General features: G+C 66.5%; 14 protein-coding genes and 1 tRNA gene. 4 read left to right on the top strand and 11 right to left on the bottom strand.

Going from position 1 to position 13,587, the window contains the following annotated elements:
* Nucleotides 1–218: 218 nt before the first annotated feature.
* The 5 genes from BW990_RS09180 to rpmH all read right to left on the bottom strand — a co-directional run bounded on the left by BW990_RS09180 (nucleotide 219) and on the right by rpmH (nucleotide 3,544).
* On the bottom strand, nucleotides 219–1,718 hold the full coding sequence (locus tag BW990_RS09180; protein ID WP_076447379.1) for a putative bifunctional diguanylate cyclase/phosphodiesterase: 1,500 nt from the start codon (nucleotides 1,716–1,718) through the stop codon (nucleotides 219–221).
* Nucleotides 1,719–1,825: 107 nt separating this feature from the next.
* Complete coding sequence (gene ttcA / locus BW990_RS09175) at nucleotides 1,826–2,704, bottom strand: tRNA 2-thiocytidine(32) synthetase TtcA (protein WP_076447377.1); 879 nt, start codon at nucleotides 2,702–2,704, stop codon at nucleotides 1,826–1,828.
* Between the two features lie 32 nt (nucleotides 2,705–2,736).
* Nucleotides 2,737–2,964: a membrane protein insertion efficiency factor YidD gene (gene yidD / locus BW990_RS09170; RefSeq protein ID WP_076447374.1), complete on the bottom strand. Its 228-nt coding sequence runs from the start codon at nucleotides 2,962–2,964 to the stop codon at nucleotides 2,737–2,739.
* Nucleotides 2,961–3,380, bottom strand: coding sequence for a ribonuclease P protein component (gene rnpA / locus BW990_RS09165; RefSeq protein ID WP_076447980.1), 420 nt, complete (start codon nucleotides 3,378–3,380; stop codon nucleotides 2,961–2,963). The genes yidD and rnpA overlap by 4 nt, the downstream gene beginning before the upstream one ends.
* Before the next feature lie 26 nt (nucleotides 3,381–3,406).
* Nucleotides 3,407–3,544: a 50S ribosomal protein L34 gene (gene rpmH / locus BW990_RS09160; RefSeq protein ID WP_025311815.1), complete on the bottom strand. Its 138-nt coding sequence runs from the start codon at nucleotides 3,542–3,544 to the stop codon at nucleotides 3,407–3,409.
* A 303-nt stretch (nucleotides 3,545–3,847) separates the two neighbouring features.
* Here rpmH and BW990_RS09155 point away from each other — a divergent pair, with 303 nt between their 5' ends.
* The 4 genes from BW990_RS09155 (at nucleotide 3,848) to BW990_RS09140 (ending at nucleotide 7,553) form a co-directional block, all read left to right on the top strand.
* Nucleotides 3,848–4,573 carry a TVP38/TMEM64 family protein gene (locus tag BW990_RS09155; RefSeq protein ID WP_076447979.1) on the top strand — a complete coding sequence of 242 codons (726 nt, stop codon included), beginning with the start codon at nucleotides 3,848–3,850 and terminating at the stop codon, nucleotides 4,571–4,573.
* Between the two features lie 3 nt (nucleotides 4,574–4,576).
* Nucleotides 4,577–5,995: a dihydrolipoyl dehydrogenase family protein gene (locus BW990_RS09150; RefSeq protein ID WP_076447371.1), complete on the top strand. Its 1,419-nt coding sequence runs from the start codon at nucleotides 4,577–4,579 to the stop codon at nucleotides 5,993–5,995.
* Between the two features lie 23 nt (nucleotides 5,996–6,018).
* Nucleotides 6,019–7,398 carry a sensor histidine kinase gene (locus BW990_RS09145; RefSeq protein ID WP_076447369.1) on the top strand — a complete coding sequence of 460 codons (1,380 nt, stop codon included), beginning with the start codon at nucleotides 6,019–6,021 and terminating at the stop codon, nucleotides 7,396–7,398.
* Nucleotides 7,399–7,476: 78 nt separating this feature from the next.
* Nucleotides 7,477–7,553 (top strand) — tRNA-Arg (locus BW990_RS09140).
* A 370-nt stretch (nucleotides 7,554–7,923) separates the two neighbouring features.
* Here BW990_RS09140 and BW990_RS09135 read toward each other — a convergent pair.
* From BW990_RS09135 to BW990_RS09110, 6 genes are read right to left on the bottom strand one after another with little or no spacing between them, the layout of a single operon-like run.
* Nucleotides 7,924–8,910: a type II secretion system F family protein gene (locus BW990_RS09135; RefSeq protein ID WP_076447366.1), complete on the bottom strand. Its 987-nt coding sequence runs from the start codon at nucleotides 8,908–8,910 to the stop codon at nucleotides 7,924–7,926.
* 15 nt (nucleotides 8,911–8,925) lie between these two features.
* Entirely contained in the window at nucleotides 8,926–9,903 is a 978-nt protein-coding gene (locus BW990_RS09130) for a type II secretion system F family protein (protein ID WP_076447364.1), read from the bottom strand.
* The gene (locus BW990_RS09125) at nucleotides 9,900–11,276 is read right to left on the bottom strand and encodes a CpaF family protein (RefSeq protein ID WP_083950534.1); all 1,377 of its coding nucleotides are present in this window, start codon (nucleotides 11,274–11,276) and stop codon (nucleotides 9,900–9,902) included. Before BW990_RS09125 ends, BW990_RS09130 begins: the two co-directional genes overlap by 4 nt.
* Nucleotides 11,266–12,450 (bottom strand): AAA family ATPase, encoded by a 1,185-nt coding sequence (locus BW990_RS09120; protein ID WP_076447362.1) that lies wholly within the window; start codon nucleotides 12,448–12,450, stop codon nucleotides 11,266–11,268. Before BW990_RS09120 ends, BW990_RS09125 begins: the two co-directional genes overlap by 11 nt.
* A 10-nt stretch (nucleotides 12,451–12,460) precedes the next feature.
* The gene (locus BW990_RS09115) at nucleotides 12,461–13,093 is read right to left on the bottom strand and encodes a TadE/TadG family type IV pilus assembly protein (protein ID WP_076447359.1); all 633 of its coding nucleotides are present in this window, start codon (nucleotides 13,091–13,093) and stop codon (nucleotides 12,461–12,463) included.
* Nucleotides 13,090–13,587 (bottom strand): TadE/TadG family type IV pilus assembly protein, encoded by a 498-nt coding sequence (locus BW990_RS09110; RefSeq protein WP_076447357.1) that lies wholly within the window; start codon nucleotides 13,585–13,587, stop codon nucleotides 13,090–13,092. The genes BW990_RS09115 and BW990_RS09110 overlap by 4 nt, the downstream gene beginning before the upstream one ends.

Genomic DNA, 13,587 nt, shown 5'->3' with positions numbered 1-13,587 from the left:
GGATTTCGCGATCGATCGCCGGAGTTCATTTGTGCCGTCCGAGTTGCGTCAAATCGTCGGAGCTGCGGGGCGACAGGGAAACGGGGTTACTCGACGGGTTTGCGGCGAGCCGCCGGAGTTTTGCAATCTCTGCGAATTATCGGAAACCTGTCCGACCCCAGCAATTCCGCATCAACCCCAGGTGATCCCGGTTGCTTGGACCTGCGAGCCGCGGTGGATCAGGCCTTTCGCGACAGGAGCGGGATATCCGCGATCATCGCGTCATGCGAAGGCAGCCAGTCGTCGAACGAGTCGAGCGGCATGGGTTCCGCGATGCCGAAACCCTGCAAGTGATCGCATCCGAGTTGCGCCAGAAGCGTGTGTTCGCCCGCGGATTCGACCCCCTCGGCTAGGGTGTCGAGGGACAGGCGGTCCGCGAGGCTGAGAATGGCGGTCAGGATGCGGCGCTGGTCGGCATCGGTGTCGACGCCCGTCACGAAGCTGCGGTCGATCTTGATGCGCTGGATCGGCATGCGCCGCAGCGTGGCGATCGGCGCGCGTCCGGTGCCGAAATCGTCGAGATCGATGCGGCAGCCGAGCCGCGCCAGCGCCGCGACATTGCGTGCGACGGTGCATTCCCCGCTGCCGGCCAGAACGGTCTCCAGCACTTCGATGGTCAGTCGGGACGGGCGCAGATCGTGGCGGTCGAGCTCCCACTTGATCCGGTCGCAGAGATGCGGGTCGCGCAGATCCGCTTCCGTCAGGTTCACGGAGACCGACGGGATGTCGAGCCCGGCAATGTCCCAGTGGTGCAGCGCGGCGAGGCTGCGGGAGATCATGACCTCGCCCAGCCTTGGCAGGCGCCCGGCGCGTTCGAGGGCGGGCAGGAACTGGCCGGGCGGGATCACGCCGCGCTCGGGGTGCACCCAGCGCGCCAGCGCCTCGACGCCGCTGACCCGACCTGTCGACGTGCAGAGCTGCGGCTGGAACCAGGGTTCGATCTGGCCCTTTTCCAGCGCTGCGACCACGTCGGTCCGAATCATGCGCCGTTTCGCGACCGCGCGCTCGAGCGTGGGCGACCAGGCGCGCAGCGCGGAGGTTCCGTGCTGATGGGCTTCTTCCAGAGCGGCCTCCGCGGCGTCGAGAAAACCCGCGCCGGAGATGTCCGCGGCGCAGCGGCGCGAATGCGCCATGCCGATGGAGGCCGTGAGGAAATGCGTGGTTTCGGACAGCGAGGCCGGGTCCTCGATCGCCGATTGCAGCCGGGCGCCCAGTTGCAGCAAGGCCTCGAGATCGAGGCGTGGCGCGGGTCCCACAAGCACCAGGAAGCGGGCATCCCCGATGCGGAAGGCGGCGTCGCCCACCCGCAAATGCCCCTTGATCCGCGCGAGGCAGAGATCCTGCGCCGCGCGCATCGCGGCGCTGCCGTTGAGATGACCGACGCGGTCGAGCCCGCCGACATCGATCAGCAGGCAGGCGGCGCTTTGGTTCATGTCACGGGCATCGGCCAGAAGCCGGTCGACCGGCGCGGAGGCGCCGGGCGCGTCGAGAAAGCTGGGCGGTGCCGCGATCAGGCCGCGCTCGTTCAGGAAATCGAGCCCGCCCATCCGCCACAGATAGAGCGAAAGGCCGGTCGCCAGTATCATCATCGCCCAGGCCCCGCCGAGCAGGTGCGCCGCCAGCGCCAGCGCGGGCAGAAACGCGAGAGCATGCGGCCCCGAGACCAGTCGCCTCGGCATGTATGACAGTTTTTGCAGCACCGTCGTTTTCATTGCGCGCCCCCGTGCGGTGAGAAACGTTTACCGTTTGTTCCCCTCACGATTGCGCCGATTCCCTGAAGGATCGTTTAACGCAACTCGGGTATTTCCGGAAAATCCCCCGCTTCGGAGGTCATCGCCCGCGTCAGACCGGCGAAATCGAACAGCTTCGGATCGAGCAGATGCGACGGCCGCGCGTTCATAAGGGCGCGGAACATGACCTGCCGACGCCCGGGGCTGTTCCGCTCCCAGCCGTCGAGGATCTGCTTGACCTGCTGGCGCTGCAGGCCGTCCTGGCTGCCGCATAAGTCACAGGGAATGATGGGATAATTCATGGCACGGGCGAATTTCTCGCAATCGGCCTCGGCCACATGCGCGAGCGGACGGTAGAGGAACAGATCGCCTTCCTCGTTCACCAGCTTCGGCGGCATCGTCGCCAGCCGCCCGCCATGGAAGAGATTCATGAAGAATGTTTCGAGAATGTCGTCGCGGTGATGGCCGAGCACGACCGCCGAACAGCCTTCCTCGCGGGCGATGCGGTAGAGATTGCCGCGCCGGAGCCGCGAACAGAGCGCGCAATAGGTGCGCCCCGCCGGCACCTTGTCGTTCACGATGGAATAGGTGTCCTGGTATTCGATCCGGTGCGGCACGCCCATCCTGGAGAGGAATTCGGGCAGCACGGTCGCGGGAAAGCCCGGCTGTCCCTGATCGAGATTGCAGGCCAGAAGATCGACCGGCAGCAGCCCGCGCCATTGCAATTCGTAAAGCACCGCGAGGAGCGTGTAGCTGTCCTTGCCGCCCGACAGGCAGACGAGCCATCGCGGCTTCGCCCCGCCGGTCTCGACCATGCCGTATTGTTCGATCGCTTCGCGCGCGCCCTGCACGATCCGCTTGCGGACTTTCTTGAACTCCGTCGATTTCGGCGCGCCCTCGAAGAGCGGATGGATATCGTCGGCATTGTCGAACATGACGGGACCTGTGGGGACGGTTAGCCCGCCTCTTAGCGGCGCGGCGGCACGTTGTCGACGCCCGAGCCGCCCCAGGGATGGCAGCGCGCGATGCGCCGCGCGGCGAGCCAGCCGCCACGCAGCGCGCCATGAACCTCGAGCGCCTCGAGCGCATAGGCCGAACAGGTGGGCTGGAACCGGCAGGAGCGGCCGAGCCAGGGCGACAGGAACAGGCGATAGCCGTGGACGGGCAGCGCGACGAGGCGGGCAAGCGGGCTCACGGCGCCGCGCGCTCGTGCAGTTTGCGCAGCGCGTGGGCGAGATCGGATTTCAGCGCCTCGAAGGGCCGTGCGGCGGTGACGTCGCGCTTGCCGATGAGCACGTAATCCCAGCCCGGACGGCCGTGACGCGCCACGACCTCGCGCGCGGCGGCCCGCAGGCGGCGCTTGGCGCGGTTGCGGGCCACGGCATTGCCGACCTTCTTGGAACAGGTGAAGCCGACGCGGATCGCATCCCCGCCATCGGCGCGGGCCTGGCCCTGCACCATCATCGAGGCCGTGCCCTGCTTGTCGCCCCGCGCCGCGCGCAGGAATTCCGACCGCTTCGTCAGCGTCGCAAGCGCGACCGGCATGGCGCATGAGGACGCCGCCGAAGGCAGGGTCCCGTCCGTCTGGTCGGGGGCCTTCGGCGGCGTCATCAAGGTCACCATTGTCCCGGAAAGGATTAGGCGCTCAGGCTCTTGCGGCCCCGTGCGCGGCGCGCGTTCAGGATCTTGCGGCCGGCCTTGGTGGCCATGCGCGCGCGAAACCCGTGGCGGCGCTTGCGCACCAGGTTGGAAGGCTGAAACGTGCGTTTCGACATCTGTCTGCTCCGTCGTCTCGGGCGCGGGCGGAGGATATCCGCGGAGCCCATGAATCTCTAGAAGCCCGCTCCATAGGGAAGAAGCCGGGCCAAGTCAAACCTCTGAACGGGGGAGTCTGCAACAAATTGCGCCCCGTGCCGCGGGGAATTGTTACAGAATGCCCTCCGCGGACATCAAAGGACCCGCGAAAGCGGAAACCTGCATCAAGCGCCCGTGAGACGCCTGTCGATCCGGCCGCCGCATCCGCATGTTGTAGGGAACCCGAGAGGCTGACACAGGATTTCTGACCGATGGACCGCGACATGCCCGACACCGACACCCGATCGCCGCTGATACGCAACTTGCCCCTGATCGCAATCGTCGTCGTGGCGGCCATCGGCGCCTTCACGCTCAGGGATTACCTGACCTTCGATACGCTGCGCGAGAATCGCGAGGCGCTTCTGGCCTTCCGCGACGCCAATTACGCGATGACGGTGGGCGTGTTCATCCTGGCCTATGTGCTGATCGTCGCCTTCTCGCTGCCCGGGGCAACCGTGGCGACGCTGACCGGCGGGTTTCTCTTCGCGACCTTCCCGGGGGCACTGTTCAACATCACCGCAGCGACCATCGGCGCGACGCTGATCTTCGCCGCCGCGCGCTGGGGCCTGGGTGAGAAGATGGCCGAGAAGATGAACGCCTCGGACGGGCTCGTGCGCCGCATCAAGACCGGCATCGACGAGAACCAGTGGGAAATGCTGTTTCTCATCCGCCTGATCCCCGCCGTGCCCTTTTTCGTGGCCAACGTGGTGCCGGCCTTCGTGGGCGTGTCGCTCTGGCGCTTCGTCGTGACCACCTTCCTCGGGATCATCCCGGGCGCGGTGGTCTATACATCGGTGGGCGCGGGCCTCGGCCAGGTGTTCGAGCGCGGCGAGACCCCGAACCTCGGCATCATCTTCGAGCCGCAGATCCTGCTGCCGATCCTCGGGCTTTGCGCGCTGGCGGCCCTTCCCATCCTCCTCAAGGCCGTGCGCGGCAAGAAAGGGCTCTGAGCCATGGAAACGATCAAGACGGATTTGCTGGTCATCGGCGCGGGCTCGGGCGGATTGTCGGTGGTCGCCGGGGCGGCCCAGATGGGCGCGGACGTGGTGCTGCTGGAGCGGCACAAGATGGGCGGCGATTGCCTGAATTACGGCTGTGTGCCCTCGAAGGCGCTCATCAAGGCGGGCAAGGTCGCCCACCAGATGCGGAACGCCGCCCAGTTCGGGATCGCAGCCGTGGAGCCCAAGGTCGATTACGCGGCGGTCAAGGACCACGTGCATGACGTCATCGCCTCCATCGCGCCCCATGACAGCGTGGAGCGGTTCGAGGGCTTCGGCGCCCGCGTCATTCAGGAAGAGGGACGCTTCGTCTCGGAGGACACGGTCGAGACGGCCAGTTTCCGCATCACCGCGCGGCGCATCGTGATCGCCACCGGATCGACCGCCTTCGTGCCGCCGATCCCGGGTCTCGACCAGGTGCCCTATCTGACGAACGAATCGCTCTGGGACCTGCGCGAGCTGCCCGAGCACCTGCTGGTCATCGGCGGCGGGCCCATCGGCATGGAGATGGCGCAGGCGCATCGCCGTCTGGGCAGCCAAGTCACGGTGATCGAAGGCGCCAAGGCGCTGGGCAAGGACGATCCGGAACTGGCCGCCATCGCGCTCGAGCGGCTGCGCGGCGAGGGGCTGGTGATCGAGGAAGACGCGCTGGCCAAGGAGATCCGCGGCGCCGCGGGCGCCATCGAGGTCGAGACCGAGGATGGCCGCGTCTTCAAGGGCAGCCACATCCTCGTCGCGGTGGGGCGCAAGGCCAACACGGAGGCGCTCGATCTCGACAAGGCGGGGATCAAGACCACCGGGACCGGCGTGAAGGTGGACGATCATCTCAAGACTACGAACAAGCGCGTCTACGCCATCGGCGATGCCGCGGGCGGGCTGCAATTCACCCATGTGGCGGGCTATCACGCGGGCGTGGTGGTGCAGTCGGCGCTCTTCGGCCTGCCGGCCAAGGCCAAGACCAGCCACATTCCCTGGGCCACCTATATCGAACCCGAGCTGGCACAGGTCGGCCTGACCGAGGCGCAGGCGAAGAAAAAGCACGGGCCGAAGCTCGAGGTGGTGCGCTTTCACTACGACGGCAACGACCGGGCGCAGGCGGAACGGCACACGACGGGCCTGATCAAGGTGATGGTGGCGGGCGGCAAACCCGTCGGTGCCTCCATCGTCGGCCACCAGGCGGGCGAGCATATCAACTTCTGGGCCTTCGCGCTGGCCAACGGATTGAAGATGAAGGCCATCACCAGCATGGTTTCGCCCTATCCCACCTATGGCGAGCTTAACAAACGTGCGGCGGGTGCTTACTTTTCGCCTAGATTGTTCGAGAGCACGGCGGTCAAACGGATCGTGGGCTTCGTGCAGAGGTACATTCCCTAACGGGCAGGAGTTTTGTAGCGCCCATGTTCCGCACCCTTTCAGGACGCTTTTTGATCCTCACGGTGCTGTTCGTGATGCTGGCCGAGGCGTTCATCTTCTTCCCCTCGATCGCGCGGTTCCGGCTCGATTACCTCAACGACCGGCTGGAACGCGCGCAGATCGCCTCGCTGGCACTTCTGGCCGACGACATGCTCGACAGCGATCTCGAGGAGGAGCTGCTGCTCAATGCGGGCGTGTTCAACGTGGTGCTGCGGCGGGATGCGGCGCGCCAGCTGGTGCTGTCCTCGCCCATGCCGGGCCCTATCGCGGAAACCTTCGATCTGCGCGATCCCGGCGCGCTGGTGCTGATCGTCGACGCGGTGGAGCGGTTGCTCGACCCCACGCCCGAGATCATCCGCGTGATCGGCGCGCCGTCCCGCGACGCGGGGCTCCTGATCGAAACGACCATGGACACCCAGCGTCTGCGCGAGGCGATGATCGATTACGGTCTGCGCATCCTCGCCCTGTCGCTCTTCATCTCGGTCATCACGGCGGGGCTTCTGTTCCTCGCCGTGCGGCAATTCCTCGTGAAACAGATCAAGTCCGTGGTCAGCAACATGCAGGCCTATGCCAAGGCGCCCGAGGATGCCCGCCGCATCATCCAGCCCAAGGCCCGCGTGACCGAGATCCGCGAAGCCGAGGACGCGCTGCAGAGCCTGCAATCGCAGCTCACGCAATCGCTGAAGCAGAAGGAGCGGCTGGCGCAGCTTGGCGGCGCGGTGGCCCGGGTGAGCCACGATCTGCGCAATATCCTGACCTCGGCGCAGCTTTTCACCGACCGGATCGAAGGCTCCGAGGACCCGCTCGTGCGCCGGATGGCGCCGAAGCTCGTGGGCTCCATCACCCGCGCGGTCAGCCTGTGCGAAAGCACGCTCGCCTTCGGGCGGGCCGAGGAGCCCACGCCGATGCTGACCCGCTTCAACCTCGCCGAGCTTGTCGACGATGTCTTCGAGGCCGAACGGCTGGCCATCGGCGAAGACGACGTCTCGCTCTCGGCCGATATCCCGGCGTCCCTGACCATGCGCGGCGATCCCGAACAGGTGCACCGGATGCTGTCGAACCTCGTGCGCAACGCGCGGCAGGCGATCACCGGGTCGGGGCAGGGCGGCGAGATCAATGTCCGCGCGCGCAGCAACGACACCGACTGGGTGATCGAGGTCTGCGACACCGGCCCGGGCCTGCCGCCGAAAGCGCGGGAATTCCTGTTCCAGCCGTTCCAGGGCGGTGCGCGCAAGGGCGGCTCCGGTCTCGGCCTCGCCATCGTCGCGGAGCTGGTCCGGGGCCATGGCGGCGAGCTTGACCTCAAGCGCTCGGACGCGACCGGCACGCTTTTCGTGATCCGCCTGCCCATGGGCGACCTCTGACCTCGGCGGCGGAAGCGGCAGAATTTTCGCACGCGGCCCTTGCATTCGCGTGGGCTGGCGGATAATTCGCCCCTCACTGGACCGATAGCTCAGCTGGATAGAGTACCTGACTACGAATCAGGGGGTCGGGGGTTCGAATCCTCCTCGGTCCGCCAGAATTCTTGGAAAGCCGCGTGACCCAAACGGGTTGCGCGGTTTTTTCTTGAATTCTGATGTAGGCTTAGACAGTTTTGCTCTTCGGATGCTTCTGAAGATCTGCGAACAGCACCGGTCTCAAAGACATAATATTTCAGGATTGTCGCGGAAGTGCCGTGCGTGGTTGGCGCCACTTGCGCGTAGCCGCGTGTCGATACGCTTCAAAAGACAAACGGCTCCCGGCGGGAAGCATTTGCCGTGTTCAACTTAGAGAAAAATGTGAGATGCCAGAGCAGATGGCTCCGATAAGCGGCGACGGTCTGCGTCTTTCATGCAGCGTTCGATCTCCTTCAGGCTCTCATGCCCGCGGCGCCCATGGCCCATCCGGCGTCACATTACGGTGACCCAGCGGATCGCGATGGGCGTCAGCATGATCAGCAGCAGGACCGGCATCATGCAGGCGGCCAGCACGCCGGACATCTTCACGGGCAGCTGGTTTGCCTTGGTCTGAGCGCGCAATTCGCGGTCGTTGCGCATTTCGATCGCATAGGCCTCGAGCGCTTCCGAGACCGGGGTCCCGAACTCGGTCGCCTGCTGGACGACATTGGCGAAGGCCGCCATTTCGGCGAGCCCGGTGCGGCGCTCCAACTCGCGGAAGGCCTCGTCGCGCGGTTTGCCGGCCTGGATTTCGAGCTGCATGATCGTGAACTCGTCGGCCAGCGCCGGGCAGAACCTGCGGATGTCGCTGGCCACGCGGTTCATCGCCACGTCGAAGCCATGGCCCGCCTCGATGGCCACCTGCATGAGGTCGAGTGCGCCGGGAAATCCCCGCTCGATCGCGGTCTTCCGGGTCGAGATACGGTGGCGCAGCCAGAGCGCCGGACCGTAGAAGCCAAGCGCCAACAGCCCGACCGAGATCATGAAGGCATGCGCGGGCGTCAGCCGTGTCAGCGGGGCGAGAAAGCGGGTCACCGCGTCGGGAAGCGCGTCTCCGAACCAGGCCAGCGCCAGAAAAGCCGCGGGCAGCAGCGCGGCCAGCAGCGAACGGATCAGAAAGAAGCGGCGCACCGCCCGCGGCGCGTGGATGCCCGCCTGGCGCAGCTTCGCCGCGACCTTCAATCGCTCGCGCCCCGACAGCGGCACGAACAGGCGCAGGGCGCCGGTCGGGTCGTTGTCCCAGGGCCGGACGATGTCGTTGCGCAGCCCGGTATCGGTCGCGGCGCGGATGCGCCGGCGCAGAACCGCGCTTTCCGGCGAGAAGGCGGTCGCGGCACCGACCACCATCACGAAGAGGCCCCCCGCGACGAGCGCGAGTGCGAGAAGCTCGGGCCAGGACAGGCTGAGCAGGGTGGCCGGGAGATCGAAAAGATCGTTCATGGCGGGACCCTCGCGTCAGAAGTCGAAATTGGTGAGGCGGTGCAGGATGATGCCCTGAAGCGCGACCAGCGCCAGCACCGCGGCGGCCACGGGCATGAAGATCGGGTGATCCGCCACGTCGAGGAAGAAGGACGGCGTCGAGGCATGGATCGTGCCCACGATGATGAAGGGCATCATGGTCAGGATGATCCCGCTCAGCCGGCCCTCGGCCGAGATCGCACCGATCTTCTTGCGCATGTTCAGCCGTCCGCGGATCACGCGGCTGAGCACGCCCAGAACCCGGGCGAGGTTGCCGCCGGTGCGGTGCTGCAGCCGGATGGTTGCCGAAAGATAATGCATGTCCTCGGTGTCGATCCGCGCGGCGAATTCGCTGAACGCCTCGCCCAGCTCGAGACCGGCGCGGACCCGGTCCTCGATGAGACCGAACTCGCTTCCGATCGGGTCGGGCATGTCGCGGGCGACCCGGCGCAGCGTGACGTTGATCGGGTGGCCGATCCGCAACCCGCGGGCCATCATGTCGATGGCGTCGGGCAATTGTTCCGACAGCTTCGCCGCCCGCGCCTCGGCCAGCCGGTCGAGCATCGCGAAGGGCAGGCCCAGCCCGAAGCCCACGGCGAAGAGGCCCGCGAGCGCCGGTGACAGGCTTCTTTGGGCGAAGAAGTAGATCACGACCGTCAGCGCCAGCGCACCGGCGAGGCCCACCGCCGGGCCGAACCGCAGGTCGGTGCGCGCGAAGCGTTTCTCCAGCGCGCTCCAAGGGCCGCGGCCGCCGGTATCGGCCTCCCTTGCGTTGCGCATCAGCGCATCGACGATCTTGGACTCGTCGACCCCCTTGGCGATCATCCGCATGCGGCGGTTGCGGGTTTGCAGGTCGCGCGTCTCTTCGCTGGCGATCTGCCGTATCCCCTCGACCGCCAGAAGCGCGCCGAGCAGGATCAGAAGCATGCGCAGGATGTCGGCCTGCTGCAGGGATTGGAGATATTCGGCGATCATCCCTGGTTCTCCCGGATTGCAAGCGTGTTCGCCGCAAGCTCGATGCCGTTGGCGGCGAATTTCGCCATGAAGGCGGGCCGGACGCCGGTATATTGCATCTCACCCAGCACCTGCCCCTCCGCGCCGCGTCCGGATTTGTGGAAGGCGAAGATGTCTTGCAGGGTGATGACGTCTCCCTCCATGCCGGTGACCTCCGAGATGCTCATCACCCGGCGTTTGCCGTCCGAGAGGCGCGACAGCTGCACGATGACGTCGATGGCCGAGCCGATCTGCGCGCGGATCGTGCGCAGCGGCATATCCGCGCCCATCATCGTCACCATCTGCTCCAGACGCCCCAACGCATCGCGGGCGGAGTTCGCGTGCACCGTCGTCATGGAGCCCTCGTGGCCGGTATTCATCGCCTGCAGCATGTCGAAACATTCGACCCCGCGCACCTCGCCCACGATGATCCGGTCGGGGCGCATGCGCAGCGCGTTGCGGACGAGGTCGCGCTGGGTAATGGCGCCCGACCCCTCGATGCTGGGCGGCCGCGTCTCGAGGCGCACCACATGGTCCTGCTGGAGTTGCAGCTCCGCCGCGTCCTCGATGGTGACGATCCGCTGGCGGGTGTCGATGAAGGCCGACATGGCGTTGAGCATGGTGGTCTTGCCCGATCCCGTCCCGCCCGAGATCAGCACGTTCAGCCGCGCATCCACGAGCCCGCGCAGGATATCCGCCGCGCCCTCGGTCAGCGATCCGGCCGCGACCAGCCGTTCGAGCGAGTAGGGCCGTTTCGAGAATTTCCGGATCGAGAGCGACGGCCCGTCCACCGCGCAGGGGCGGATGATCGCGTTGACGCGGCTGCCATCGGCGAGGCGCGCATCGACCCAGGGCTGGGACTCGTCGACCCTGCGCCCGATGGACGAGACGATCTTGTCGATGATGCGCAGCAGGTGACGTTCGTCGCGGAAGCGCACATTGGTCGGCTCCAGCTGGCCGTGGCGTTCGACATAGACCTTCTCGTGGGAGTTCACGAGGATGTCGTCGATGGTCGGATCGGCCAGCAGCGGCTCGAGCGGGCCGAGGCCCGTCACCTCGAAGATCAGCTCCTCCACCAGCCTTTGCGCTTCGTCGCCGCGCAGGTTCGTGCCGCGCTCGTTCAGCAGTTGCGTGACCAGCGCGCCGACCTGCCGCTTGAGTTCGGCGGGCTCCACGCGGTCGATGACCGCGAGGTTCAGCCGGTCGAGCAGGGCCTCGTGCAGCACGCTTTTCAGTTCCAGCCAGCGTTGCAGCGCGGGATCGACATCGCGCGATATCCGCGCCTCGGCCACCTTGGGCACGACGGGGGTGACCGGTTGGCCTTCGCGCTTTCGGCTCATGAAGTCATTGAACATCTGCACTCTCCCGCTTGGCCTCATGGGCGCCGGCCGAGGCCGCCGCGAGGCGCTTGGCCCATTTCCGGTATTGTTTCCGCGTGGCGGTCCGCTTGCAGGCCGCCGGTTGCCCGAAATCGACCGCACGGCGATGCGCGGCGGTGTCTTCGGGCAGCCAGGCCGCAACCTGCACGCCGAGAAGCTCCTCGGCGTCCCGCGTCGTCTCGGTCTTGAAGAAGTGCCGCTTCTCGCGGTTCATCACGAATTCGATGGGCAGGGCGACGCGGGTTTCGCGGTAAAGATCGCACAGCCGCTTGGCATGCCGGATGCAGGGCACCGAGCTGTCCGAGACCAGCACGAGGGCGCTGGCATCCTCGACCACCGGCCCCACCCAATCGAGCGCGGCATGTGGCAGATCGATGATCAGGTAATCGTAGCGCGCCCTCAGGGTCTCCACGATGGCCCAGGCCAGTTCGATCGAGAAGGAGGACAGCGGCACGAACACCGAGGGCGCGGTGATGACGTCGACGCCATGCGCGCTGGTCTGCACGATCTGAAGGATCCTGCCCGCATCGGGCACACCGGAATGGGCGATGAGGTCCAGAAGCCCGCCATTGTCTTCGACGTCGAGATAGGTGCCGACATTGCCGAACTGCAGGTCGAGATCGAGGATCGCGACGCGCGGGGTCTCGCCGCGCCGCTCTCCGGCCGCCAATGCGACGGCCAGATTGACGGCGACGGTTGTGGCACCGACACCGCCCCGCGCCTGGGCGATGGCGAACACCGTGGCCTTGGCGGTCTGTGCGGGCTGCGCCGGCACGGTCAGGCTGCGCGCCGCCAGAACCTGAAGCGCGGTCTCGATCTCTTGCGCGGACATCGAGGAATCCAGGACCTCGGACGCGCCCGCGGCGGTCAGCGCGCGGACCCGCGCCAGCGGCAGGTCCTTGTCGCAGAGGGCGACGAGATCGAGCATTCCGCTGCGTGCCGATTTCAGCGCGCTGATTGCCTTGAGGTCGGCGTCGCAGCCATCGGTCGTGAAGAGCACGCAGCGCACGCCCTGGCCGATCTCGCGGTGATCCAGCTTGCCAAGGTCGCTTTGCCCCGAGGCCACGAGCGACAGCCGGCGCAGTTTGGGCACGCGGTCCTCCGGTCCCACGAAGAGAATTTGATCTGAAATGTCGCGATCATGGATCATGGAAATTCTCCTAACCGTTGGTACCGAGCGCGAGGTCTTCGGCCGGTATCGAAATGCTGATGGTTCTGTATTGCGGCGTGCCGGTGAAACCCGATGCGCCACCGCTGATCTGAGTGGCCATGGCGCCGATCGGGGCGGCAAAGGAAAAGGCGGGCAGCGTGAGTTCGGCGGTGACGATCGGCGTGTAGGGCCCACCGAGATATCCCAGCGTGGCATCGTGCGCGTAGGTGAAGCTCAGGTCGGAAATGGTGACCGTGCCGGGCAGCGCGGGCGAGATGCGCGCCCAGATCTCCGCAGCCGTGGCGTCGGTCGCGTCGGCCGTGCAGGTGACCGTGGCCACCGTCGCGCAGGCCCCGGCCACGGCGCGGCAGGACGTGCCGAAGCGCGGCGGCGGCGTCGCGGTGCCGCGCGCGATACGCTCGGGCACACCCGAGCAGGCCGCGGGCCGCACCGTCGCCATGCGTGCGGCGAGCTGCGTCATCTTCTCGGCATTCAGGTTGGTCGAGGAGAAGATGCCGAAATCGAGGATCTTGAAGAACATCAGAAAGAACACGGAGACCACGATCGCGAATTCGACCATCGCGCCGCCATCCTCGTCGCGTCCGAAGCGCCGCAGGGCGGTTATGCCGGCCAGAGGTCTCATGTCCCGAAAATCCGTGCGGAATTCGAGATGTCCGTCGTCACGCTGGACATGGGATTGCCGAATATGCCGAAAAGCGCGCCCAGCGGCATCTGCATCGTGACCTGGGCGCTGACGGTGGCGACCGGGGCGGGCGAGACCCGGAAGGTGCCGGCGACGCAGGCATGGGATGCGGTCACGGTGTCGACGGTGACCTGCTTGGGAAGCACCGAATTGCCCGCGCGGTCCGTCTCGATCATGGTCCGCAATTGCGCCGCATAGGTGTTGAGGTTGCCGCCGGTCTGGCAGATATCGACCGCGGCGACCCGTGCGAGGTAGCGGCTGGCATCGCGCACCCCGGCGGTGGTCGCCTGATAGGCCCAGAAGATGCGCCCGAACTCGATCAGGATGACGAAGAACAGGATCATCAGCGGCAGACACAGGACGAATTCCACCAAGGCGGCGCCACTCTCGCAGCGGCGGAAACGGATGATCCTGGAGATGCGTGCAGGACCCAT

Origin of the sequence: Roseivivax lentus (genome assembly GCF_900156805.1) — a bacterium.
GTDB classification, from domain to species: domain Bacteria; phylum Pseudomonadota; class Alphaproteobacteria; order Rhodobacterales; family Rhodobacteraceae; genus Roseivivax; species Roseivivax lentus.
This window is presented reverse-complemented; position numbering and strand designations above follow the sequence as displayed.

Bases quoted from the DNA above. Each gene is read 5' to 3' on its own strand.
- BW990_RS09180 (WP_076447379.1), bottom strand. From the start codon at position 1,718: ATGCCGAGGCGACTGGTCTCGGGGCCGCATGCTCTCGCGTTTCTGCCC.
- ttcA (WP_076447377.1), bottom strand. From the start codon at position 2,704: ATGTTCGACAATGCCGACGATATCCATCCGCTCTTCGAGGGCGCGCCG.
- rnpA (WP_076447980.1), bottom strand. From the start codon at position 3,380: ATGACGCCGCCGAAGGCCCCCGACCAGACGGACGGGACCCTGCCTTCG.
- rpmH (WP_025311815.1), bottom strand. From the start codon at position 3,544: ATGTCGAAACGCACGTTTCAGCCTTCCAACCTGGTGCGCAAGCGCCGC.
- BW990_RS09155 (WP_076447979.1), top strand. From the start codon at position 3,848: ATGCCCGACACCGACACCCGATCGCCGCTGATACGCAACTTGCCCCTG.
- BW990_RS09150 (WP_076447371.1), top strand. From the start codon at position 4,577: ATGGAAACGATCAAGACGGATTTGCTGGTCATCGGCGCGGGCTCGGGC.
- BW990_RS09145 (WP_076447369.1), top strand. From the start codon at position 6,019: ATGTTCCGCACCCTTTCAGGACGCTTTTTGATCCTCACGGTGCTGTTC.
- BW990_RS09135 (WP_076447366.1), bottom strand. From the start codon at position 8,910: ATGAACGATCTTTTCGATCTCCCGGCCACCCTGCTCAGCCTGTCCTGG.
- BW990_RS09130 (WP_076447364.1), bottom strand. From the start codon at position 9,903: ATGATCGCCGAATATCTCCAATCCCTGCAGCAGGCCGACATCCTGCGC.
- BW990_RS09125 (WP_083950534.1), bottom strand. From the start codon at position 11,276: ATGTTCAATGACTTCATGAGCCGAAAGCGCGAAGGCCAACCGGTCACC.
- BW990_RS09120 (WP_076447362.1), bottom strand. From the start codon at position 12,450: ATGATCCATGATCGCGACATTTCAGATCAAATTCTCTTCGTGGGACCG.
- BW990_RS09115 (WP_076447359.1), bottom strand. From the start codon at position 13,093: ATGAGACCTCTGGCCGGCATAACCGCCCTGCGGCGCTTCGGACGCGAC.
- BW990_RS09110 (WP_076447357.1), bottom strand. From the start codon at position 13,587: ATGGGTCCTGCACGCATCTCCAGGATCATCCGTTTCCGCCGCTGCGAG.